This window comes from Agrobacterium salinitolerans (genome assembly GCF_002008225.1).
Taxonomy (GTDB): domain Bacteria; phylum Pseudomonadota; class Alphaproteobacteria; order Rhizobiales; family Rhizobiaceae; genus Agrobacterium; species Agrobacterium salinitolerans.
Genome location: NZ_MRDH01000021.1, coordinates 117,441 through 140,133 on the forward strand (window position 1 = coordinate 117,441; position 22,693 = coordinate 140,133).

Consider the following 22,693-nt stretch of genomic DNA (forward strand, 5'->3'; position numbering starts at 1 on the left):
TCATGCTTTTTCCTCAGACAGCCTTCTTGAGTGCCGATTTTTCGGCCCGCAACTCTTCGATGGAACGCACATTGCGGCGGGCGGCCCCCGCCCAGTCACGCGTCTTGACGGTTGATTTCGCAAGCCGCTCCTTTGCTGCCGGAACGGCATCGGCATATTGCGGCAGCCAGCGCGCCTGCGCGACAACCATCTCATCCACCATCTGCCAGACCTCCTCTGGCGTGGAGACGGCGCCGACCAACGGATCATGCAGCACGGCGAGCTTCAAAAGATCGATATCGCCGCTGACCGCCGCATGCACCGACATGCGCTGGACGTTGATGGAGGCCATGCAGGTAGCCGCACAGGCTTCCGGCAAGGTGATGCCCGAGACCATGTTGATGCCGAAACGGTCGACGAAACCGGGTGACTCGATGATGGCATCCGCCGGCAGATTGCTGATGACGCCATTGTTCTTGACGTTGAAATGGCCGCGATAGACACGCCCCGTCTCCAGCGCCTCAAGAATATGGCTCGCATGTTCGTTGGAGCGCTTGGCCGGATCGATCGGCTTGGCGGCAGACGCCAGAAACTGCGGAAACTCGGTTTCGAACCAGTTGCGCGTTTCCGTGGAGTGGCGAAGATACCCGCCGGTTTCGCCATGAATCCAGTCGGACATGTCGATCCAGCGACTGATCTCCTCCGGTCGCTTACGATACCACGGCAGATATTCGGAGAGGTGACCGTTGCTTTCGGTCGAATAGACGCCGAAACGCTTCAGCACGTCGATGCGCAGCTTCTCCTGCTGCGAGAAGACCGGATGCGCCTCGAAGGCAGCGATCAGCTCTTCCTTGCCAATCTTGCGACCGTTGAGCTTCAGATCGATGAACCATGTCTGGTGGTTGATGCCGGAGCAGATATAATCGAGTTCTCCAGGCGATTTCGCGCCGAGGATTTCGGCAATCTGTTCCGCGCCGTGCTGCACGCCGTGGCAGAGACCGACCGTGTCCACCTTGCCATATTCGATGGCCGCCCAGGTGTTCATGGCCATGGGGTTGGCATAGTTCAGGAATTTCGCACCCGGTGCTGCGACTTCGCGGATATCCTTGCAGAAATCCAGAATGACCGGAATGTTGCGCTGACCATAGAGAATGCCGCCAGCGCAGATCGTATCGCCCACGCACTGGTCGACGCCGTATTTCAGCGGAATGCGGATATCGTCGGCATAGGCTTCCAGACCGCCGACCCGCACGCAGCTGATGATATATTTCGCGCCCTCCAGCGCCCGGCGGCGGTCGGTATCGGCCGTCACCTTGACGGGGAAACCATTAGCCTCAACGATCTTGTCGAGGATCGCCCTGATCATATCCAGATTGTGCTGGCTGATATCCGTGAGTGCGACTTCAATGTCGCGAAACTCCGGCACACACAGGAGATCGGTGAACAGTTTTTTCGTGAAACCGACGCTGCCTGCGCCAATAATAGCGATTTTGAAACTCATAACGCCACCTCTGTTGCAAATCGAACGGGTGAAACGGGCCGAAGGATCGTAAAATGGCATTGCAGAAAAATACCGTTAAGAATCCCGGAAAACCGGCCTTCATCCCAATTTTTCAGCAACAATATCCTGCTGGCTGTCTCCTCGGATCGGGATTATGCGTATAATATCGGTGAGGGCCAGAGAAGGATTATGCTTTCATGGGTAATTTTGTGCTGCAAGATTTGATCGACCAGGGCCCCTGTATGCGAACAGTTTCGCTGCCGCGCGGCCGCCAGACGCTGCACACCATGCCGACCAGCAGCGGTTATGAAATCCGCCGCAGCGGCAATTACGACTGGGACGGGCGCAAGCGCGGCCAGACGCCGTTCACCGTGCTGCAATATTGTATCGGCGGACAGGGCAACCTGCGTTACGAGAACCGCCATTACGTGGTGAGACCGGGCGAAACCCTGCTGCTGCTCATTCCTCACAATCACCGCTACTGGCTTGAAGAGGGCAAGCAATGGGAATTCTTCTGGATTTCCATGAATGGCGAGGAAGCATTGCGCATTCACCGCAATATCCTTTCCGTTACCGGCCCGATCCTCAAGCTCCAGCCCGAAACCGTGGATCATCTCGCCGAATGCTGTTCCCGCCTCGTCAATGGCGCGGAAACGCCAGGCGCCGCCTCCGCCGTTGCCTATGAGGCGGCGATGACGCTTTATGACGATGTCTTCGGTTCCCATCCATCTTTCGGGGGCGAATATCGCACCATGCAGCAGGTGCTGAGCTACATCGACATCCATCTCGGCGAACGGCTTTCGGTCAGCGACCTTGCGGCGGTGGCAGGCCTCAGCCGCGCACATTTTTCCCGCATCTTCGCGGCAAGCGAAGGCCTGTCGCCGGCGGAATTCGTGCTGCAGCGACGCCTGCGCCGAGCGGCCAAGCTTCTGACCTCGGCTGCCGACCTTCCCATCAAGGAAGTGTCGGTGCTGTGCGGGTTCGAGGACCCGAACTATTTCTCCAAGGTCTTTCGCAGGCTCTACGGCACCAACCCCAGCGAATTCCGCACCACCGGCATGTATGCGAGCGTGCGGCAGGGCTGAACGCAACGCGACTTCGTTTTGACATGTTTCAGGCGATTAAGGATGGGCGTTACGCCCCTTTTTGGAGACCCGCCGAGGTGAAGAGCATAATCCGGACGATCCTCGTCTTTCCGCTTCGGGCGATCATCGTTTTCGCCCTGATCCTCGACGGTATTGTTCGCCCGCTCTACCGGCCCGTCATCAGGGCCCTATCCGGGCTGACATTCATCAGGCGACTGGAAAGCCGGATCGCGCGACTGCCGCGCCTTGCCATTCTCCTTTGCCTAGCCGTGCCCTTCGCCATCGCCGAACCCATGAAGATCATCGGTCTTCTTCTCATCGCCCATGGCGCCGTCAAGATGGGGTTGGTTCTCACGATCCTCGCCCATCTCGCAACATTCCTGATCGTCGAGCGCATCTATCACGCCGGCCGGGAAAAGCTCCTTACCTATCCCTGGCTTGCATGGATCATGCGCTATGTGCGTTTCGCACGGTCGTTTTACGATCGCCTCAAACTCGCGGCACTGAACTGGATCAGGCTCCGGCTTCTGGCGCAATAGAGGCGGATCGCCCCGTCACTGTTTGCGACGCAGCCTTTTCAGCAGATATTCCGCAAGGGCGGTCGCTTGCAGCGAAACGAGAATAATAACGATGCCAAACACCACACGGGCCTCCGGCACTTCGTCAAACAGGAAATATCCGACTGCGGTCACGAACAGGATCGACAGATAGCTGACAGGCGCAAGGATGCTGGCATCGGCAACGCGATAGGCCCGCAGGAAGCAATATTGCCCCATCTGCGCCAGCAATCCGATGCCGAGCAGCGGAACCCAGTCGAATGACGCAACCGGTTTCCATGTCCAGATCGCCGGAACGGCGGTGATGACGGCGAGGCCCACCGTGTAGAACACCATCATGACCGTGGTATTCTCCTCCCGCAGCGCCCGGGTCTGGATCACTGCCAGCGCGCCAAACACCACCGAGACCAGAACGACAACCACACCCGCGCCAAACTCCGCGCCTCCCGGCCCGATGACAACCAGAACGCCGACAAATGCAAGACAGGCCCCGGTCCAGCGAAAACGGCTCACGCTTTCACCGAGAAAGGCAACAGCCATTGCCATCGTCACCAATGGCCGCGAGAAACCGATGGCATTGACGGTCGCAAGCGGCAAAAGGGTGATGGCGATGAAATTGCTGGTGAGTGCGATGGCGTTGCAGCAGATGCGGAAGATGTTGCGCCAGGGATATTTGACGCGCGCCATTTCCCGCCTGTGCCGCCAGATGAGTGGCAGGATGAACATCAGACCGATCATCGCCCTGATAAAGACAAGCTGGAAGGCGGGATAGGTGACGCCCTGCGCCTTGACGAGCGCGGTCATTCCGCCCGCAACAAGGGTCATATCCAGCAACAGCCAGCCTATGCCCGCGCGCGTATCCGTTTCGCGCGGGGTTTCCTGTTCTTCGCTTTGGCCGTCGCCATTCACGCCGGCTGCACAAGATTGGCCATAAGGCGGAAGGCCCCGGGCACAAGCTTGTCCATCTGGTGATGCAAAACAAGGCTGGTATGGGTGTGACGGCCCTTGCCTATGATACCGGAGACCAGCGCACCCTTGAGCGGCTGCTCATCGACATCATGCATGGCGAGTAATGGCTCGTAGACATCATCCCAGCGCGCGGCGAAATAAAGCCCGCGTTCCTTGTCCCACCCCGCCCAGTCGGCGGCATTGATCCTGTTGGGGCCGGCAAGTAGCGGATGTTCGGGCGCCAGCACCGTTACCTCCGCCTGCGGGTCGGTTACACGCCAGCGCAAGGAAGGCCTGCCGATCTCAAGCCGTCTCACAGGCGTCGTCTCCGGATCCCATCCATCGGTCGGCCGATGATAGAGCGTGACGAGATGGCCGCCGCCTTCAACGAAACGATGAAGCTTTTCCGTTGCAGCGGCCAGGTCCTTGCGGATTCCGAAGGCGAAGATGCCGATAACGATCGTCGTAAAAGATGACAGGTCGCCGCCAAGCGCCTGAGCATCGAGTTCGGAAACATTAAGACCCATGCGCGCAAGCCAAAGACCCACCCTGTCGGCGCCGCCGCCGACATAACCGACGTGTGCGCCCTCGGGCAGTTTGAGGTCCAACGACAGGATATTCAAAACGGACGGCGCCAGAAACCTTGCCCTGCCGATATGCGGATAGGCGATGGGCGTGATCTGGAAAGCGGGTTGCGAACCGACAAGCGCTTCTATTCTGGCAAGGCCTGCCGTCACATCGCCAGTGCGTTCCGCAATCCAGTCGCCGCCGTTTCTGCGCAGGTTCCAGCCGCCCGTAGTCCTGAACGACAGAGGCGCATCGGCGCCCTTCACATGCGCCTGAAAGACATGGGCATCCTGCCCCTTTCCAAGCGGAACCAAAAGGGCATCGGGCGCAATCGTCAGCGACTGCGCGGGCGTTACGAAAAACGGCTCCTCCAGATCGAAGGCGGCCGAGACCTTTCTGCCTTCAACCGTTGCGGAAAGCAGCACAAAGGCATGGCCATTGCCGCCCAGGGCTTTCCAGTCGGGCTGATAAAGCCCGGAAACAGCGGCATCCCGATCGGCGGCAAGCGAAAAGACCAGCGTCCTGCCACGCGACTGAACGGACGACGAGACACCCGCTGGAAGGACCGGCGTGACCTCGATGTCAAATTCGCCCGCCTTGTCTGAAAGCTCCACGGAAAGAACCGATGTTCCACCCGCAACGATCTCCCCCGGCTCGGCATAGGCCCGCTCGAAAACATCGAGCGCCGTCAGGATAGCGGCGTCGACCTGCACCCGCTTGCGTGCGATCCGATGCCCGTGCAGCTCCTTGAAATCCGCAGCTGCGGCTTCATCTACCGTCTGCAAAAGAGCCGCCGCAGCAAGAAGCGACGCCGTGATATTCCGCCTGTCGGGAAAGGCCGCGATTGCTTGGCTTATTGCCTGTTCGGCCTTGACCAGCGCCTTTGCCAGTCCGTGATCCAGCCCCGGAAAAGTCGCAAGGTCGGTGAGTGAAGACGGCAGCCTATCGAGGATCGAGCTTTCCTCGCCGCCGACGGCATCCGAGAGTTCCAGATGCAGAGGCCAGACCTCCTGTGCCCGTTTCGGCCAATGACCCATTCCCTGTGAGGCATGATAATAACGCGACCATTCGCCGATGCGGTCATATTGCGCACCGGTGGCCGCCTCCTTGCCCGGAGCATTGACTATCAGCGTCGTCTCCGGCGGCGGCACTTCGTCATCATAGGTGTCGCCACCGCCAGACCATGCGGGGAGGTAATATTTGGCCACCTGCCAAGGTTTCAGCCCCTCGGCAAAATGCTCGGGATAGGCGGCAGGATCGGCCGCCAGCGCGATGGCGCTCTTTGCCGCCCGCGTCATGGCGCGGTGGTGCCCATGCTGTCCCGGCACATCGAGAAAGGTCGGGATGACGATATCCGGGCGCTCCTTGCGGTAGGCGCGCACCAGCCGCTCGACGATGCGTTGCTGCCCCCAGCGGTTAAAGGTCTGGTCGCCATCCTTGGAAAAACCGAAGTCGTGAATGATATCCGCCGGGCCATGGCCGAGCCAGCTGATGTCCGCATCGATGACACGGGCGGCCTCCTCCAGCTCCCGCGACCGGATGACGCCAAGCGCGCCCAGCCTTTCCGGCCCCAGCGCATTCTGCCCGCCCTCGCCGCGTGTGGAGCAGGCGATGATGATCCGCATACCGAGTTTCATGCGAAAATAGGCCAGAAGTCCGTTCTGCTCGTCGTCGGGATGCGCGCCGGTGTGCATGACGGTCACGGTGGATTTCAACGCGCTCAGCTTGCGGTGCAGGCGGACAAGCCACGGATCGGCCATCTGCCGTTCGATGCGCTCCCGAGGGTTAAGCATGGGCGGTCTCCTCCAAATTTCAACCGGGTGCCTGCGTTGCAGCTCCCGTGGATGTCTCGAGTTTTGGCGTGACGATGTCGAACAGCGGCAAGGCGGCCGCACCGAGTGCCGCCGTCAGCTGTCCGGATTTGCCGTGCATGACACGCGGCAGTTCCCGCTGTCGCCGGCTTGCGACCGAGGTTGGCAAAGTGCCCATCCGCGCAATGACTTCACTGATGACGATCTCAGGCAGCGCACCGCCGAGAATGACAGTCTGCGGATCGAGAATATTCTCGAGCATCGCAACCATGGGCGCCAGATGGGCGGCGGCATCCTCGATCCATTCCATCACCACCGGATTGCCCGCTTTGAACAGGGCTTCCAGATCGTCAAGCTGCGTATCCGCGACACCGGCGCAGACAAGTTTTTCCTTCAGCACGTAAACCGAGGCATAGGCTTCGAGGCACCCTTTCTGCCCGCAGGAGGGGCAAGGCCTTCCCTTTGGCGAGACGGTCACGTGGCCGATTTCGCCGGCATTTCCGAATGCGCCGCGATAGGGTGAACCATCCTGAATGATGCCGAGGCCGATGCCGACGCCGAAATAGATCATGCAGAAATTCGGGATGGCCAGGCCCGCACCGAACAGCCGTTCGCCGACAGCGGCGGCCGTCGCATCGTTTTCCACCACGACCGGCTGACCGCAGGCTTCCCCCAGCATCTGCCGGGCATCGATGCCGCCCCAGCCAGAAAGCGTCGTCGGCCCGACGGACGTCATGCCATCGATCTCGAAAGGACCGGGCATGACAACCCCGGTGCCAAGCAGCCTGCAGCCGAGATTTTTCGCAACGGCAGCGTGCTCGGCGGCAAAAGTCTTGAATATGGCGTCCGGCGTCGTGTCCTTGAGGGGTGTAACACGATGAGTACGCAACACGCCGGCAAGATCGAGGCCGACCGTGACCATATGGTCGGCGGCAATTTCCACGCCGATGGTCGCTCCGCCATCCGGATTGACCGCGAACTGGATCGGCGGCTGGCCCCTGCCGGTGCGACGACGGCCGAGTTCCTTGAGCAATTCCTCGCCAACCAGCTCGTCGACGATATTGGCAACCGCCTGCGGGGTAAGATGGGTAATCTTGGCAATCTGGGCGCGACCGAGTGAGCCATGCCGCCGGACGAGGTCGAGAACGACTCGCCTGTTGTGCTCCCGGCTTCGCTCGGGATTTTTTCCGATTGCTACGGGATAAGCGTCCACCGTGTGCACCGTCATCTCTTCAACTTCCCGTCTGTTGGAAAATTCATAGCGTCGAATTGAGGATAAGCGCAATATAATAATTCAAGTAAATTATCTTATTGACAAATGCGCGCCTTCAGAGAACCGTAGAGGGCGACCGGGGGTCAGGTTTGCATGGGGCGGAAGAGGAAACTCCGCTGCCGGCAAATCGATGAGCGCGCGCGAAAGCGCGAATAAAGGGAACGATCGCTCCGCATCCGGAAGACCGGACGGAGGAAAAGGAGGCTTACATGCGCAGGGCAACTCTGTTCGCCGGCTTGGTCGCCGGTTTCAGCATATTTGCATTCAACGCCGCGCAGGCGGTGGAAATCGAATATTGGCAATATGTCTTCGACACCCGTGTGAAAGCCATGGACGAGCTGATCGCGGAATTCCAGAAGGCCAATCCTGATATCACCGTCAAGCAGGTGACCTTTCCTTACGCCGATTACCAAACGCGCGTGATCGCCGCCAACATGTCCGGCAATGGCCCGGACGTGATGCAGCTGTTTTACGGCTGGCTCGACAAGTTCGCAGCCGGCGGCATTTTGCAGCCACTGCCGGCCGATACCTTCCCGCATGACAAGATCGAAAGCGAATTCTTCCCGATCGTCAGCGCCATGAAACGCGGCGACGACTATTATGGCCTGCCGACAGCGGTTCGTTCGCTGGCGCTGTTCTACAACAAGAAGCTCTTCACCGAAGCCGGTCTCGATCCCGCCAATCCACCGAAGACGCTCGATGAGTTCGTCGCCGCCGCGGAAAAGATCGCCAAGCATGATGCTGCCGGAAACCTCACCGTTGCCGGTTCCACGCTCGACATGGGTGGACAGGACCATCAGTGGTGGCGTGAAGTCCTCATCCGCCAATATGGCGGCGAGCCCTATACCGACAACGACCAGAAGGTCGCCTATAATAGCGAGCCGGGCATTCAGGCCCTGAAATTCTATACCAGCCTGCAGCTTGAAAAGAAGATCGGCCAGGTGGGCTTCATGGATGAGGGCCAGGCCGCCTTCCGCGCCGGCAAGGCGGGCATGACCATCGACGGCACCTTCCGGCTCGGCTCGTTCCGCACCATCAAGGATTTCGAGTGGGGCGTGACCGAGCTTCCCACCAATGACAAGAATATCCGCTCCAACTATGCGAGCTACTTCGCCAACGGCATCAGCGCCAAGACCACGGGTGAAGAGCTTGAGGCCTCCAAGAAGTTCCTTGCCTATATCTCTTCCCCGGAAGCCATGGCGATCTGGCTGAAGACGGTGGGCGAGTTGCCGGCGCGGCGCTCCGCAGCGCTGACCGAAGAAAACCTGAAGGACCCGATCTACGCGCCGTTCCTGAAGGGTCTGGAATATGCCCATACGACGCTGTTCATGGATGAGGCAGCCCAGCGGCAAAACGCCATCGACATGACAAACCGTGTCCTCCTCGAGGGCCAGTCGGTTGAGGACTCCATCAAGCAGGCCGCCGAGGCCGAGCAGGAAATCATCGACGCGGCGAAACCCTGAAAACCGCAGGTCCAACAATGACAGCGATAGATCAACAAGGGGCGGCATCCGGCCGCCCCGGCGGCTCCTTCGGAGATCGCCTTTCCATGCGCACCAAACGGCTTTTGTGGATCTGGAGCTTTTTGGCGATCCCGATCCTGTTTTACAGCGTCATCCGGTTTTACCCGACACTGCAGGCCTTCTATCTGTCCTTCACCAACTGGGACTTGCTCAGGCCAGCAAAGTTCATCGGCGCCGCCAATTACGTCAAGCTGTTCAAGGATCCGCAATTCTGGAAGGTGTTCAAAAACACCTTCACCTATCTCATCGTCGGCACGCCGATCAGTCTCGTCCTTGCTTTCGTCATCGCCTTTTATCTCGACCGGGTGCGCATTCTGCATGGTTTCATTCGCGCGCTGTATTTCCTGCCCTATCTGACGACTGCAGCGGCCATGGCCTGGGTCTGGCGCTGGTTCTATCAGCCGCCGCCCATCGGCATCATCAACGACGTGTTCGGCATGATCGGCATTCCCCAGCAGCCCTTCATCCGCTCCACCGATCAGGCGCTCTATTCGGTCATGGTGACAGCCATCTGGGCGGGGCTCGGCTTCCAGATCATCATCTTCATGGCCGGCCTGCGTGCGATTCCCACGACATTCTATGAAGCCGCGCGTATCGACGGGTTGGGTGAATGGGCGATCCTGCGCAAGATCACGCTGCCGCTCCTGAAACCTACCACCGTTTTCCTCGTGGTGTTTTCCTCGATCGGTTTCCTGCGGATTTTCGACCAAGTCTATAACATGACCACCAATGATCCGGGCGGGCCGCTTGGCTCCACCAAACCGCTGGTGCTGATGATCTACCAGACTGCGTTCAATTCCTATGCGATGGGGTATGCCGCTGCGCAGACGGTCGTCCTGTTCACCATTCTTCTTGCCGTGTCGCTGGTCCAGCTCTGGGTGCTGAGGGAAAAGAAATGAGCGAAGCCTTGCCACTCTCCCACGCCCGCATCCGCCCCGGCCGCATCGTCGCCTGGACGCTGCTGTTCATCGGCGGCCTGATCATGGTTTCGCCGCTGCTGTTCATGTTCGCGACCTCGTTCAAGACGGCGGATCAGGTCTATGATCTCAGGCTCATTCCCGCGGCACCGACAATTGCGAACTACATGACCGTGATGGCTGATGGCCGTTTCCTGCGCTGGTTCTTCAACTCCATGCTGGTTGCGGTCATCGTTACCGTGTCCAACTGCTTCTTTGACAGTCTTGTCGGCTACACGCTGGCGAAATTCGAGTTCCGCGGTCGTTATTTCATCTTCCTCGCAATCCTCTCGACGCTGATGATACCGACCGAAATGCTCGTCATTCCCTGGTATCTGATGTCCAGTCAGCTCGGCTGGCTCGACAGCTACTGGGGCATCATGTTCCCGGGCATGATGACGGCCTTCGGCACCTTCCTGATGAAGCAGTTCTTCGAGACGGTTCCGAACGACTTCATCGAGGCCGCGCGCGTCGACGGGCTCAACGAATTCCAGATCTGGTGGAAAGTCGCCCTGCCGCTCGTCACACCGGCGCTCTCCGCACTCGCGATCTTCACCTTCCTCGGCAACTGGACAGCCTTCTTCTGGCCACTGATCGTCACGACAAGCAAGGAGCTTTACACGCTGCCGGTCGGTCTTTCGAGCTTTGCCGTGGAACAGCAGATCCAGTGGGAAATGATCATGACGGGCGCCGCCATTGCGACCATCCCCACCCTCATCGTCTTCATCGTCCTGCAACGCTACATCGTTCGCGGTGTGATGCTGGCGGGTCTGAAAGGATAATATCATGGCCGAAATGAACCCGCGCCTGTCCGACACCAGCAAGTTTCCCGACGCCGTCTACAAGGAAACCGTGCTGCGCCCGCTGTTCGACGGCGCCAAGAACCACCATGTCGACGGCTTCCGCCGTATCGACCGCGCCCATCTGGTCATGCTGCGCGAAACCGGCATTCTCGATGCCGAAACAGCGGCGAAGATCGCCGGCGCGCTCGAAGACATCGACAGGACCATCGAGCCATCGGAGCTGGTCTATACCGGCGAAGTCGAGGATTTCTTCTTCCTGATCGAGAAGGAGCTGAAAGCCCGCATCGGCGTCGATGTGGCCGGCCGCCTTCACACGGCGCGTTCACGCAACGATATCGATCACACGCTGTTCAAGATCGGCCTCAAGGACAAGATCGACACGCTCACCGCCAAGGCGCGCGTTCTCTTAAAAGCGCTGATCGATGCCGCCGAGCGCAATCAATCCACCCTGATCGTAGCCTATACGCATGGTCAGCCGGCCCAGCCCACCACCTTCGGCCACTACCTTTCCGCCGCCATCGAAGTGCTGATCCGGGATATCGAGCGTTTTGCCGAAGCGCGACGCATCGTCGATCTGTCGCCGATGGGCGCCGCCGCCATCACCACCTCGGGCTTTCCCATCGACCGGGCGCGGGTTGCCGAATTGCTGGGGTTTGCCGCACCCTTACGCAATTCCTATTCCTGCATCGCCGCCGTGGATTATACAACAGCGACCTATGGCGCGATCGAACTGATGTTCCTGCATCTCGGCCGGCTTATTCAGGATTTCCAGTTCTGGACGAGTTTTGAGGTCGGCCAGATCTATGTACCGAATTCGCTGGTGCAGATTTCCTCGATCATGCCGCAGAAACGCAACCCGGTGCCGATCGAACATCTGCGCCACCTCGCCAGCCAGACATTCGGCCGGGCACGCACGGTGCTGGATGTAATGCACAACACGCCCTTCACCGACATGAATGACAGCGAGGGCGAGACGCAGGGTATGGGTTATGAAGCCTTCACTTCTGCCAGCCGGGTACTCGATCTTCTCGCCAGCCTCGTTGGCCAGATCAGCATCGATCCTGAAAGGGTCGACCAGAATATTCGCCGCTCCTGCATCACCATCACCGAACTGGCGGATTCACTTGTCCGCATCGAAGACCTGTCATTCCGTCAGGCGCATGAAATTGCCGCGACTGTTGCCAAGAGCGTCGTCGCGCTGGAGGGCGATCTGCCGAATGAGGGTTACCAGCCGTTCCTCAAGGCGTTTCGGGAACTGGCAGGACGCGATACCGGCATCGACGAGGAAAAATTCAAGCAGATCGTCTCGCCGGAACACTTTGTCGCCGTGCGCAGCCGCTTCGGCGGCCCGGCGCCTGAACCCATGCGGGAAGCGATTGCGGCATACCGCAACAGGCTCGGCGCTTTTGCGGCGGAAGCACGGCGTTTCGCCGATCACGAAGCGGCGAAAGCCGCCGAACTGGCAGAGAAATTCACCGCCCTGACGGGAGCGCGATAATGGCGACAATCGAACTCAATCAACTCGTGAAGCGCTACGGCAAGGTCGAAGCAGTCAAGGGCATAGACCTTGCCATTGAAGACGGCGAGTTCGTCGTTTTTGTCGGCCCCTCCGGCTGCGGAAAATCCACCACCCTTAGAATGATCGCGGGTCTGGAGGAAATTTCCGACGGCACGCTGAAAATCGCCGGAAACGTCGTCAACGAGAAAGAACCGAAGCAGCGCAACATCGCCATGGTCTTTCAGAATTATGCGATCTACCCGCATATGACGGTTCGCCAGAATATCGGTTTCGGACTTTATACGTCAAAGCTCGACAGGGCGGAAAAGAACCGCCGCATCGAAGAGGCCGGCCGGGTGCTGGGGCTTGAGGCCCTGCTCGACCGCCGTCCCGCCGCTTTGTCGGGCGGCCAGCGGCAGCGCGTCGCCATCGGCCGCGCCATGGTGCGCGATCCTGCTGCCTTTCTTTTCGATGAGCCGCTCTCCAATCTAGACGCGCAGCTGAGATCGCAGATGCGCATTGAAATCAAACGCTTGCATCAACGTCTTAAGACGACAACCGTCTACGTCACCCATGATCAGGTGGAAGCCATGACCATGGCGGATCGTATCGTGGTGATGAAGGACGGCCATATATTGCAGGTCGGCACGCCGACGGAACTTTACGAAACACCAGTCGACATCTTTACCGCACGCTTCATAGGCAGCCCCTCGATGAACCTCCTGCGCGGAACCAGAGCCGGCGACAGCGTTGCGCCCTCGGCCACGGGAGACCTTCTGATCGGCGTCAGGCCGCATGATCTGCTGGTCGGCGAGAACGGTGCTGCTCAGGCAACGTTCACGCTTGAGGGAACGGTAACGGCGGTCGAGCCGCTCGGGCCGGAGACGCTTGTTCATCTGGACACCGACACCAGTTCGGTGATCGCCACTGCGCGAAGCAAAACCATTCCGGCCGTCGGCAGCCGGCTGCAATGCCAGGCGGAGCGAGGTTCGCTTTATCTTTTCGACGCCAAGACGGAAAAGCTTCTGGGCCGCGCATGATGACAACGGAAAAAACTGCCGTCATCAGCGTCGGCCGGATCTATTGCGACCTCATTTTCACCGGGCTTGACGAATTGCCGGTGCTCGGCCGGGAACTGTTTGCCCGCGACATGGAAATTGCCGCCGGCGGCGGAGCTTTCATTGCCGCCGCGCATTTCGCCCATATCGGCCGACCCGTTGCGCTGCTGGCAAGGCTCGGCACCGACACGTTTTCGCGAGATATCCGTGAGAAAATGGCGCGAAGCGGCGTCGACATGCAGTTTTTGGAACATTCAGCAGATGCCGGACCGCAAGTCACGGTGGCGACAGTGGTTGGTCAGGACCGGGCTTTTTTGACGCGTCGCGCCGGTGCCGCCCGGCCTTCGACGCTGGATGCCGCCTTTGCGTGGGAAACCGCCCGGCATCTGCACATCGCCGAATTCGCCACTCTGCATGAGATGCCCGATCTGGTCTCCCGCGCCAAGGCAAGCGGATTGACCGTTTCGCTCGACCCAAGCTGGGATGCTTCGCTGATCTATGACAAGGGCCTGCTCCAGGCCTGTGCCGGCGTCGACGTTTTTTTGCCGAATCTCGAAGAGGCCGAAGCAATCACTGGTCATTCTGACCCGGAAATCGCGATCCGCGCTTTATCAGAGGCGTTTCCCGTCGTGGCTTTGAAAGGTGGCGCGCAGGGGGCGTGGGTTTCCTCTCAGAGGGGGCTGCGGCATGTAGCGGCCCAGAAAGTCCCGGTTATCGATACGACCGGCGCAGGCGACGCCTTTAATGCCGGTTTTCTCGATGCGTGGCTTGAGGGACAGGACGAACAGCGATGCCTCAAAGCCGGGGTCGCTGCGGGCAGCCTTGCCGTGCAGGCGGCAGGCGGCGCACCAAGGGAGACGGCGGCCGCTTGAGGCATCCCGCCTGTTTCACTCTCCCCGCGGAAAACGCTGGTTTTCCTCCAGCACGTTGAGGTCCATGTGGTTGCGCATGTAGCGTTCCGAGGCTTTCTGCAGGGGCTGGTAATCCCATGGATAATAAGCCCCGTTGCGCAACGCCTTATAGACCACCCAGCGCCGCGCCTGACTTTCGCGAACGGCAGCGTCGAAGACCGGCAATTGCCAGCGCCGACCAATCTCGGCGGAAAGCGATGAAAGCACATCGCGCAAAGCCGGATCGCCGGCAAGGTTCGTGCGCTCTTCCGGATCAGCCTCAAGATCATAAAGCAGCGGCGGATCCGCTTCGCAAACCGACAGCTTGTAGCGCCCATCGCGAAGGGCAACGAGCGGTGCTATCGAGCCTTCGGCGGCATATTCCATCGGCACCGGGCCACGCCCGCCGGTTCCCTTGGCAAGCGCCGCCAGATCCTCGCCATCCGTCCAGCGTTTGAGCGAAGTGATATCGAGACCCGCCAGTCCGCACAGCGTCGGCGTGACATCGAGTGTCGAGACCGGCGTGTCGATCAAAGCCGGCTGCCAGCCGGGTGCGGCCACCATCAGCGGTACACGAGCGGAGCCTTCGAAGAAACACATCTTGAACCACAGGCCACGCTCGCCCAGCATATCGCCATGGTCCGACAGGAAGAGAATGATGGTGTCTTCCTCCATCCGTGTCGCTTTCAACACGTCGAGGATTTCGCCGATCTTTTCGTCGATATAGGAGATATTGGCGAAATAACCGCGCCGTGCCCGGCGTATCTTCTCGCCTGTGATCTCGAATGCCCCATGATCGCAGGCCTCCAGCAGCCGCTTCGAATGCGGGTCCTGCTCCTCGAAGGCAATCGCCTGCGACTGCGGATCGAGCGCCGGGCAGGCCTCGTATAGATCCCAGAACTTGCGCCGCGCCACATAGGGATCGTGCGGGTGGGTGAAGCTGACAGTCAGGCACCACGGCCGCTCATCGAGGCGGCGCGACAGGTCGTAAAGCTTGCGGGTGGCGTGATAGGCCACCTCGTCATCATACTCCATCTGGTTGGTAATTTCCGCGACACCAGCGCCGGTCACCGAACCGAGATTGTGATACCACCAGTCGATCCGCTCGCCCGGCTTGGTATAATCAGGCGTCCAGCCGAAATCAGCCGGATAGATATCCGTCGTCAGGCGCTCCTCGAAGCCATGCAGCTGGTCCGGGCCGACGAAATGCATCTTTCCCGAAAGACCGGTGTAGTAACCCGCCGCCCGCAGGTGATGCGCATAGGTCGGAATATCGGAAGCGAATTCGGCGGCATTGTCATAGACCCGTGTCCGGCTTGGCAACTGCCCGGACATGAAGGAGGCGCGCGCCGGCGCGCAGAGCGGACTTGCCGTATAGGTATTGGCGAAGCGCACAGAGCGCTTCGCCAATGTTTTGAGATGTGGTGCGTGGAGAAAATCGGCCGGGCCATCGGGAAAAAACGTCCCGTTGAATTGGTCGGCCATCAGGATCAGAATATTGGGACGCGGCATTTCCACTTTCCGATTTTAGAGGCCAAGCTTGCCTTTGACGGCGTCCGCACCCGGCTTGCCATCCAGCGTGGTGACACCCTGCAGCCAGCCATCCAGCGATTTGGGATTGGCCTTCAGCCAGGCCGTCGCCGCGGCCTTGGAATCTTCGCCGCCGAGGATGGAACCCATCAGGCTGTTTTCCATGCCAATATCGAATTTGAGGTTCTTGAACAGCGTCGCCGCATTCGGGCATTGCTGCGGCCAGCCGGTGCGGGCGAGCGTGTAGACTTCCGCGCCGCCGAAATTCGGGCCGAAATAGGCGTCCCCGCCGGAGAGATAGGCGATATCGATCTTCTCATTCATCGGATGCGGCGCCCAGGCAAGGAAGACCACGGCCTTCTTGTCCCTGCCTGCCCGTTCCACCTGCGCCAGCATGGCTTGCTCGCCGGATTCGACGAGTTGCCAGCCTTTCAGGCCGAAATCATTGGCGTCGATGATCTTCTGGATATTCTGGTTGGCCGGCGCGCCCGGCTCGATGCCGTAAATCTTGCTTTCGAACTCATCGGAGTGTTTGGCGAGATCGGCGAAATCCTTCACGCCCTTTTCCGCCATATAGGCCGGCACCGCCAGCGTGAACTTGGCGCCTTCGAGGTTCTTCGTCATCACCTCGGCCGCCTTGGCGGCATCAAGATCATCTACGAAGGATTTCTGCGCCGGCATCCAGTTGCCGAGAAAAACGTCGATTTCACCGTTCTTCATCGCCTGATAGCCGATCGGCACTGACAGCGTCTTGACGTCGGCTTCATAACCCAAGGCATCCAGCAGCACGGACGCGACACCATTGGTGGCGGTGATGTCGGTCCAGCCGGGATCGCTGAGGCGGATGGTCTTGCAGGCCGCGTCATCGGCCGCCTGAAGCGGGGTGGAGAAGGCTGCCACCGACAGAATGAGACCGGCGGCGATGCGATGCAGATGAGAAATGGTTTTCATTGCGGCTCCCCTTTTATCAATCCAGTTTATTGAACACCACGTTGCTTTTGCCTGTGAAGCGGGTATTTTTCGATAGTTGATATAAGGAATTTTAATGTCAGACCGGCCGCTCGATCTGGGATGGATGCGCATTTTCACCGAGGTCGCCCGCCGCGGCAGCCTGACGGCGGCGGCGGCATCCCTGCGGCTGACGCAGCCAGCCGTCAGCTATCAGATCCGCAGGCTGGAGGAGGAACTGGGCGTAGCGCTCGTACAGCGCAGACATCGCGGCATCGAACTAACGGCCGAGGGACAAAAACTATTCGAGATTGTTTCACGCAATGTCGACGCCATCGACCTTCTCGCACAACAGCTTCGCCGGACGGAGGAACGGCAGACCATCCGCCTGCACACGGACTATGCCTTTTCTTCCTTATGGCTCATCCCGCGCATGCATGGCTTTCGAACGCTCAATCCGGATATCAATATCCAGATCGTCGCCACGCAGGATCCGCTGGGCCAGGGCAAGCACGATAGCGATGTGATGATCATTTTCGGCACGCGGCAGGAGGCCGGCGACGGCGCGGTGCTGCTGCTTTCGGAAAAGGTCACGCCGGTCTGCTCGCCCGCCCTGCTGGCCGAGACACCGGCACCCGCAACCGTTGCGGATTTTTCGCGGCGGAAGCTCATTCACCTCGAAAACACCTCGCAAGCGCACTGGTTCGACTGGCCTTCCTACTTCAAGCATTTCGGCGTGCAGAGACCGGCCGACCACGATGGCGGCGACATCAGCTTCAACAATTACACCATGGTGGTGCAGGCAACCATTGGCGAGCAGGGTTTCGCGCTCGGCTGGGCCGGACTGGTCGATCCGTTGCTTCAGGCCGGCGTGCTGGTGACGGCAGGCCCAAGCCTCGATGCACCGGGGCGCGGCTACTGGCTGATGCGACCGAAAAGCAGCGACACCGCGGTGAGAAAACTCACCGGCTGGCTGATCGACGAGCGGCGGTAACGCCGCCCGCCGGCTTGTACCGTTTCCTGTTCAGATCGGATAATGCAGCGGTCCGTCCTGCAATGTGACCCAGCGTAGCTCTGTGAATTCCGCAATGCCCGCCGTGCCGCCGAAGCGGCCGTAGCCGGAGGCCTTAACCCCGCCGAAGGGCATCTGCGCTTCATCGTGAACGGTTGGACCGTTGATGTGGCATATGCCGCTTTCTATACGGGCGGCAATGGACAGCGCCCGTGCCTGATCCCTACCGAAAATCGCAGCGGAGAGGCCGAACTCGGTTTCATTGGCAATGCTTACCGCCTCATCGATGCTGCCGGCCCTCATGATGGAAACGACCGGACCGAAACTTTCCTCCGAATAGAGCCGCATGGCGGGGGTGACGCCATCGACGGCAATCGCATCGAGCATCGTGCCGTTGCCGCCGCCACCGGCGACCTGCCGTGCACCCTTGGAGACGGCGTCATCCACCAGCGCCCGAATGCGCGAGGTTGCTTCGGCGCTGACCAGCGAGCCAAGCGGTGTTTTGCCCTCGCGCGGATCGCCAGCCGTGAGGCTCGAGGCTTTTTTGGCGAAGGCCTCCACAAACGCATCGGCGACGCTGTCGAGCACGATGATGCGTTCCGTCGACATGCAGATCTGGCCCTGGTTCATGTATGCGCCGAAAGCCGCAGCCGCGACAGCCGCGTCGATATCGGCATCGTCAAGCACAATGAACGGCGCCTTGCCGCCAAGCTCCAGCAGCGCGGGTTTCAGGTAACGGCCGGCCGTTTCGGCAATCACCCGGCCGACACGGGTCGAGCCGGTGAAATTCACGCGTCTGACGGCGGTGTGTGCGATCAGCGTATCGACGATCTTTGCGGCATCTTCCGGCGCGTTGGAGACGGCGTTGAGCACGCCCTTGGGCAGACCGGCGGAAGCGACCGCCTCAATGATCAGCGCATGGGTGCGTGGGCAGAGTTCCGAGGTCTTCATCACCACCGTATTGCCGCAGGCAAGCGGCGTGGCGATGGAGCGCACGCCGAGAATAACCGGCGCGTTCCAGGGCGCGATGGACAGCACAACGCCCGCCGGTTGGCGCAGCGCCATGGCCATGGTTCCCGGACGGTTGGACGGAATGATCTCGCCCTTGATCTGGGTGGTCAGGCTTGCGGCCTCCACCAGCATATCGCTTGCCAGTTTGACGTTGAAACCGGCCCAGGCGTCGGTTGCGCCGATTTCTTCCTTCATCGCCTGGGTAATATCAGGCCCTGCGGCCAGAAGCGCCTGCGCAGCGGCCAGAAGCAGGCGACGGCGTTCACCGGGCGGCGTTGCCGACCAGACCGGGAAAGCGGCCGCCGCGGCATCGGCCGCGCGGGTAGCGTCCTCCACCGTTGCCGCCGCAGCACTCGTCGCCACGTCGCCGGTAATGGGGTTGCTGCGTTCGAAGCGCTTGCCGCTTGTGGCCGGGCAATGGTCGCCACCGATGAAAAGATTGACAGTCTGCATGATCTTCCTCCTGAATTCAGACAATGGCGGCGGTGGTGCCGCCAAGAAACGCCCGTTGCACGGCGGGATCGGCGGACAGGGCTTCAGCCGTGCCTGCCCCGACGATCCGTCCTGCTTCCAGCAAATAACCGCGATCGGCAAGCGCGAGGCTTTCGCGCACATTCTGCTCGACGAGCAGAATGGAAAGGCCGCTTTTCTTGATCTCCGCCAAAGCGGCAAAAAGTTCCTGTGTAACGATGGGCGCAAGGCCAAGGCTCGGTTCATCCAGCAGCAGATAATCTGGTGCCGACATTAACGCGCGGCCGATGGCGACCATCTGCTGCTCGCCGCCGGACATGGTGCCGGCAAGCTGCTGCCGCCGCTCCGCAAGCCGCGGAAACAGCGAAAAAATATGCTCTCTTGTCGTCTTTTCCGCTGAACGGGCATGGCGCGGATTGGCTCCGAGACGGAGATTGTCTTCCACCGTCAACGCCGCGAAAATTCCGCGCCCCTCCGGCACCAGCGCCACACCCCGCTCCACGATCTGATGGGCGGGAACCTCGGCAAGCGACTCGCCATTGACGCGCACGTCGCCGGCGGCTGCCGCAACCATGCCGCCGACCGCCTTCAGCAGTGACGACTTGCCGGCTCCATTGGCACCGAGCAGCACCACCGTTTCGCCCTTGGCGACATTGAGCGATATGCCGTCAACCGCGAGATGTTTGCCGTAGCGGATTGTCAGTGCGTCTATTTCAAGCATGTGCCGCTCCCAGATAGGCGGAAATGACGTGCGGATCGTCAAGCACCCTTGCTGTCGGCCCGTCGGCAATCTTGCGACCGGCCGCCATGACCACCGAGCGCGAGCAAAGGGCGCGCACGGCGGCCATGATATGTTCCACCAGCAAGATCGTCGTACCCTCCGATGCCAGCCGCCGGATCAGCGCTATTCCCTCCTGAAGTTCGGTGGGATTGAGGCCCGCGAGCCATTCATCCAGCAACAGAAGCTTCGGTTCACCCGCCAGCGCACGCGCCAGTTCAAGGCGTTTCTGGTCGATATAGGTGAGATCGCCAGCCGGCATCGTCTCCCGCCCGGCAAGACCAATCCTTTCAAGGCAGGCGCGCGCAACCTTCTCCGCCTCGGAACGCGAAAGCCGTTGCGGGCCGAACATGGCCGATACGGCAACGTTTTCGAGCAGGGAAAGCGACGGCAAAAGCCGCACGAGCTGGAAGGTGCGCGCCACGCCGGCGCGCGCAATCACATCCGGCCGTCTGCCCGCAATCTCCTGCCCTTTGAGCCGGATCGACCCTTCGGTCGGCTTCAACGCCCCGGAGATGAGATTCATCAGCGTCGTCTTGCCGGAACCGTTCGGCCCGAGCAGCCCGACGACTTCGCCGGCCTCGATGGTAAGACCAAGGCCATCCACCGCCTTCAGCCCGCCGAAGGTCTTGCGGATATCGGTGATTTCGAGAACGGCGCTCATGCCGCTTTCTCCTTTTTGCGCAACTTCTCGAGCGCCGCGAGCACGCCATCCGGCAGCACGAACACGATGAGGATGAAGAGAGCGCCGAGAATGATGGAAAAATGATTGGGGAAGTTGGCACCCAGCCACTCGAACAGCAGGAAAAGCGGCACCGCACCGAGGATCGATCCCCAGCGTCGTGTGGCACCACCAAGCAGTGCCATGATGACGGTGAGGAACGAGACCTGCGGATTGAAGACGATGGCCGGCTCGATATAGACCCAGCGCGGGGCCTGAATGGCACCGACAAGCGTGATGATCGTGGCCGACAGCACGAAAAGCGTCAGCTTGGTGCGTGCGAGATTAATGCCGGCATGGGCGGCCACAACCTCGTCGTCGCCGATTGCCTTCAGCGCCAGTCCGAGCTTGCTGCGGTCGATGAGCGTCGACAGCAGGAGGGTAATGACAGCCAACGCCAGCAATTGCCAGAGCACATGCTGCGGCTCCAGCGGCAGGAAGATATAGCGGCCGAGCGTGCCGGTCACATTCACCTCGTACCAGGTGATGAGCTGGCGGATGAGTTCGGCAAGACCGAAGGAAAAGATCACGAAATAAATGCCGGCGACGCGCAGTGTGGACAGCCCGACGACGAGCGCCAGCGACGCGCCGACAAGGGCCGCGCTCAGGAGGACGAGCGGCCATGGTAAAACTTCGCTCAGCACCGCAACCGTATAGGCCCCGACACCGAAGAAAGCGACGGTGGCGAGCGAAATATACCGCGTCGGACCGGAGAACATCGCCCAGGCGGAGGCAAGCGTCGCATAACCGAGAAGGCCGATGATAACACCGACGCCATAGGCATCGAAAAAGAAGGGGGAAAGCGCCAGCAGCGCGGTTGCGGCAAGGCCGATGAGAAGCGGGATCATTTGCCCCTCCTTGCGAAAATGCCTTCCGGACGCCAGAGCAGCACCACAAGGAAAAGCAGATAGGTGGCGGCAAGCGTGAGGCCGGGATCGACATAAACAAGCACGAAGGTCTCCACGAGGCCGAGCATCAGGCCGGCAACCAGCGCGCCGAGCAGATTGCCAACACCGCCCATGATGACGACGACAAGCGCCTTCATGGTGAAGACAACACCATAGGAGGCGGAGAAAGTCTGATACATAGAGATCATCATCCCGCCTGCCACGGCGAGTGCGCCGCCAAGCGCAAAACCGATCGAGGCCACGCGGTTCACATCGATGCCGACCAGCGGAGCCGACCTCGGCGCCAGCGCAACCGCCCGCAGGTTGAGGCCCCAGCGGCTGTGGGTGAGCGCCAGATAAAGCCCGCCACCGATTGCGACCGACAGGCCGAAGGACAAGAGCCGGTTCAGCGCCACTGTCGTGCCGAAGACGTCGACGCCATCGGAGAGGTAGGAATAGGAATGGTAGTTGCCGCCGAACGCCACGAGCATGATGCCCTGGATAACGAAGAGCAGCCCGAAGGTCGCCAGAATGGAATCGACTTCCAGACGGCCGGACGCGCCCGAACGGCGCACCAGCGGCCGCATCATGACCCGGTAGATGACGAAAGACAGGGCGTAACCGAGCGGAACGATGATGAAAAGCGACCAGAGCGGCGACAGGCCATAGGCGGAAAACAGCACGAAGGTGATGAAAGCAGCCGCAATCAGCACTTCGCCATAGGCAAGGTTCATGATGCGGGCGATGCCGTATTGCAGCGAAAGTCCAAGCGCGATCAGCGCATAGGTCCCTCCCAGCATCAAACCGAAGATGAGGGTGGATAAAAACAAGGGAATGTCTCCAGTATGGAACATGGCCGAAGCCTTCCGGCCGGGGTTTACGGCCC

Annotated in this window: 20 protein-coding genes; 9 read left to right on the forward strand and 11 right to left on the reverse strand. The window is 60.4% G+C overall.

Annotated elements, in window-relative coordinates:
- Positions 1-13: 13 nt before the first annotated feature.
- Positions 14-1,480 carry an alpha-glucosidase/alpha-galactosidase gene (gene melA, locus BS627_RS14735; RefSeq protein WP_077983975.1) on the reverse strand — a complete coding sequence of 489 codons (1,467 nt, stop codon included), beginning with the start codon at positions 1,478-1,480 and terminating at the stop codon, positions 14-16.
- Between the two features lie 197 nt (positions 1,481-1,677).
- Here melA and BS627_RS14740 point away from each other — a divergent pair, with 197 nt between their 5' ends.
- Entirely contained in the window at positions 1,678-2,565 is an 888-nt protein-coding gene (locus BS627_RS14740) for an AraC family transcriptional regulator (RefSeq protein ID WP_077983929.1), read from the forward strand.
- Between the two features lie 77 nt (positions 2,566-2,642).
- Positions 2,643-3,104 carry a hypothetical protein gene (locus BS627_RS14745; RefSeq protein ID WP_165691260.1) on the forward strand — a complete coding sequence of 154 codons (462 nt, stop codon included), beginning with the start codon at positions 2,643-2,645 and terminating at the stop codon, positions 3,102-3,104.
- 15 nt (positions 3,105-3,119) lie between these two features.
- On the opposite strand, the gene BS627_RS14750 is transcribed toward BS627_RS14745, so the two are convergent.
- From BS627_RS14750 to BS627_RS14760, 3 genes are read right to left on the reverse strand one after another with little or no spacing between them, the layout of a single operon-like run.
- On the reverse strand, positions 3,120-4,031 hold the full coding sequence (locus BS627_RS14750) for a DMT family transporter (RefSeq protein ID WP_077983931.1): 912 nt from the start codon (positions 4,029-4,031) through the stop codon (positions 3,120-3,122).
- Positions 4,028-6,430 carry a PIG-L family deacetylase gene (locus tag BS627_RS14755; RefSeq protein WP_077983932.1) on the reverse strand — a complete coding sequence of 801 codons (2,403 nt, stop codon included), beginning with the start codon at positions 6,428-6,430 and terminating at the stop codon, positions 4,028-4,030. The genes BS627_RS14750 and BS627_RS14755 overlap by 4 nt, the downstream gene beginning before the upstream one ends.
- A gap of 19 nt (positions 6,431-6,449) precedes the next feature.
- On the reverse strand, positions 6,450-7,676 hold the full coding sequence (locus BS627_RS14760) for an ROK family transcriptional regulator (RefSeq protein WP_077983933.1): 1,227 nt from the start codon (positions 7,674-7,676) through the stop codon (positions 6,450-6,452).
- Between the two features lie 254 nt (positions 7,677-7,930).
- Between BS627_RS14760 and BS627_RS14765 the strand changes: the two genes are divergently transcribed.
- The 6 genes from BS627_RS14765 to BS627_RS14790 are packed head-to-tail and all read left to right on the forward strand — an operon-like array spanning position 7,931 to position 14,431.
- Positions 7,931-9,184 (forward strand): extracellular solute-binding protein, encoded by a 1,254-nt coding sequence (locus BS627_RS14765; protein WP_077983934.1) that lies wholly within the window; start codon positions 7,931-7,933, stop codon positions 9,182-9,184.
- Between the two features lie 17 nt (positions 9,185-9,201).
- On the forward strand, positions 9,202-10,143 hold the full coding sequence (locus BS627_RS14770) for a carbohydrate ABC transporter permease (RefSeq protein ID WP_077983935.1): 942 nt from the start codon (positions 9,202-9,204) through the stop codon (positions 10,141-10,143).
- Entirely contained in the window at positions 10,140-10,982 is an 843-nt protein-coding gene (locus BS627_RS14775; protein ID WP_077983936.1) for a carbohydrate ABC transporter permease, read from the forward strand. The genes BS627_RS14770 and BS627_RS14775 overlap by 4 nt, the downstream gene beginning before the upstream one ends.
- Before the next feature lie 4 nt (positions 10,983-10,986).
- On the forward strand, positions 10,987-12,501 hold the full coding sequence (argH, locus tag BS627_RS14780; RefSeq protein ID WP_077983937.1) for an argininosuccinate lyase: 1,515 nt from the start codon (positions 10,987-10,989) through the stop codon (positions 12,499-12,501).
- A complete protein-coding gene (locus BS627_RS14785) occupies positions 12,501-13,541 on the forward strand; it encodes an ABC transporter ATP-binding protein (protein WP_077983938.1) in 1,041 nt (346 codons plus the stop codon). Before argH ends, BS627_RS14785 begins: the two co-directional genes overlap by 1 nt.
- Positions 13,538-14,431: a carbohydrate kinase family protein gene (locus BS627_RS14790; RefSeq protein ID WP_077983939.1), complete on the forward strand. Its 894-nt coding sequence runs from the start codon at positions 13,538-13,540 to the stop codon at positions 14,429-14,431. The genes BS627_RS14785 and BS627_RS14790 overlap by 4 nt, the downstream gene beginning before the upstream one ends.
- Before the next feature lie 15 nt (positions 14,432-14,446).
- Here the strand turns inward: BS627_RS14790 and betC are convergent, their stop codons facing one another.
- Both betC and BS627_RS14800 read right to left on the reverse strand, forming a co-directional pair.
- Entirely contained in the window at positions 14,447-15,961 is a 1,515-nt protein-coding gene (gene betC, locus BS627_RS14795; RefSeq protein ID WP_077983940.1) for a choline-sulfatase, read from the reverse strand.
- Positions 15,962-15,976: 15 nt separating this feature from the next.
- Positions 15,977-16,930, reverse strand: coding sequence for a choline ABC transporter substrate-binding protein (locus tag BS627_RS14800; RefSeq protein ID WP_077983941.1), 954 nt, complete (start codon positions 16,928-16,930; stop codon positions 15,977-15,979).
- Positions 16,931-17,024: 94 nt separating this feature from the next.
- Here BS627_RS14800 and BS627_RS14805 point away from each other — a divergent pair, with 94 nt between their 5' ends.
- Positions 17,025-17,921, forward strand: a complete 897-nt coding sequence (locus BS627_RS14805) for a choline sulfate utilization transcriptional regulator (RefSeq protein WP_077983942.1) — start codon at positions 17,025-17,027, stop codon at positions 17,919-17,921.
- A 30-nt stretch (positions 17,922-17,951) separates the two neighbouring features.
- Here BS627_RS14805 and BS627_RS14810 read toward each other — a convergent pair whose 3' ends face one another.
- From BS627_RS14810 to BS627_RS14830, 5 genes are read right to left on the reverse strand one after another with little or no spacing between them, the layout of a single operon-like run.
- A complete protein-coding gene (locus BS627_RS14810; protein WP_077983943.1) occupies positions 17,952-19,403 on the reverse strand; it encodes an aldehyde dehydrogenase in 1,452 nt (483 codons plus the stop codon).
- Positions 19,404-19,419: 16 nt separating this feature from the next.
- Positions 19,420-20,142: an ABC transporter ATP-binding protein gene (locus tag BS627_RS14815; protein WP_077983944.1), complete on the reverse strand. Its 723-nt coding sequence runs from the start codon at positions 20,140-20,142 to the stop codon at positions 19,420-19,422.
- Positions 20,135-20,863 (reverse strand): ABC transporter ATP-binding protein, encoded by a 729-nt coding sequence (locus BS627_RS14820; RefSeq protein WP_077983945.1) that lies wholly within the window; start codon positions 20,861-20,863, stop codon positions 20,135-20,137. The genes BS627_RS14815 and BS627_RS14820 overlap by 8 nt, the downstream gene beginning before the upstream one ends.
- Entirely contained in the window at positions 20,860-21,768 is a 909-nt protein-coding gene (locus BS627_RS14825) for a branched-chain amino acid ABC transporter permease (protein WP_077983946.1), read from the reverse strand. The genes BS627_RS14820 and BS627_RS14825 overlap by 4 nt, the downstream gene beginning before the upstream one ends.
- Positions 21,765-22,637 (reverse strand): branched-chain amino acid ABC transporter permease, encoded by an 873-nt coding sequence (locus BS627_RS14830; protein ID WP_077983947.1) that lies wholly within the window; start codon positions 22,635-22,637, stop codon positions 21,765-21,767. The genes BS627_RS14825 and BS627_RS14830 overlap by 4 nt, the downstream gene beginning before the upstream one ends.
- Between the last annotated feature and the right edge of the window lie 56 nt (positions 22,638-22,693).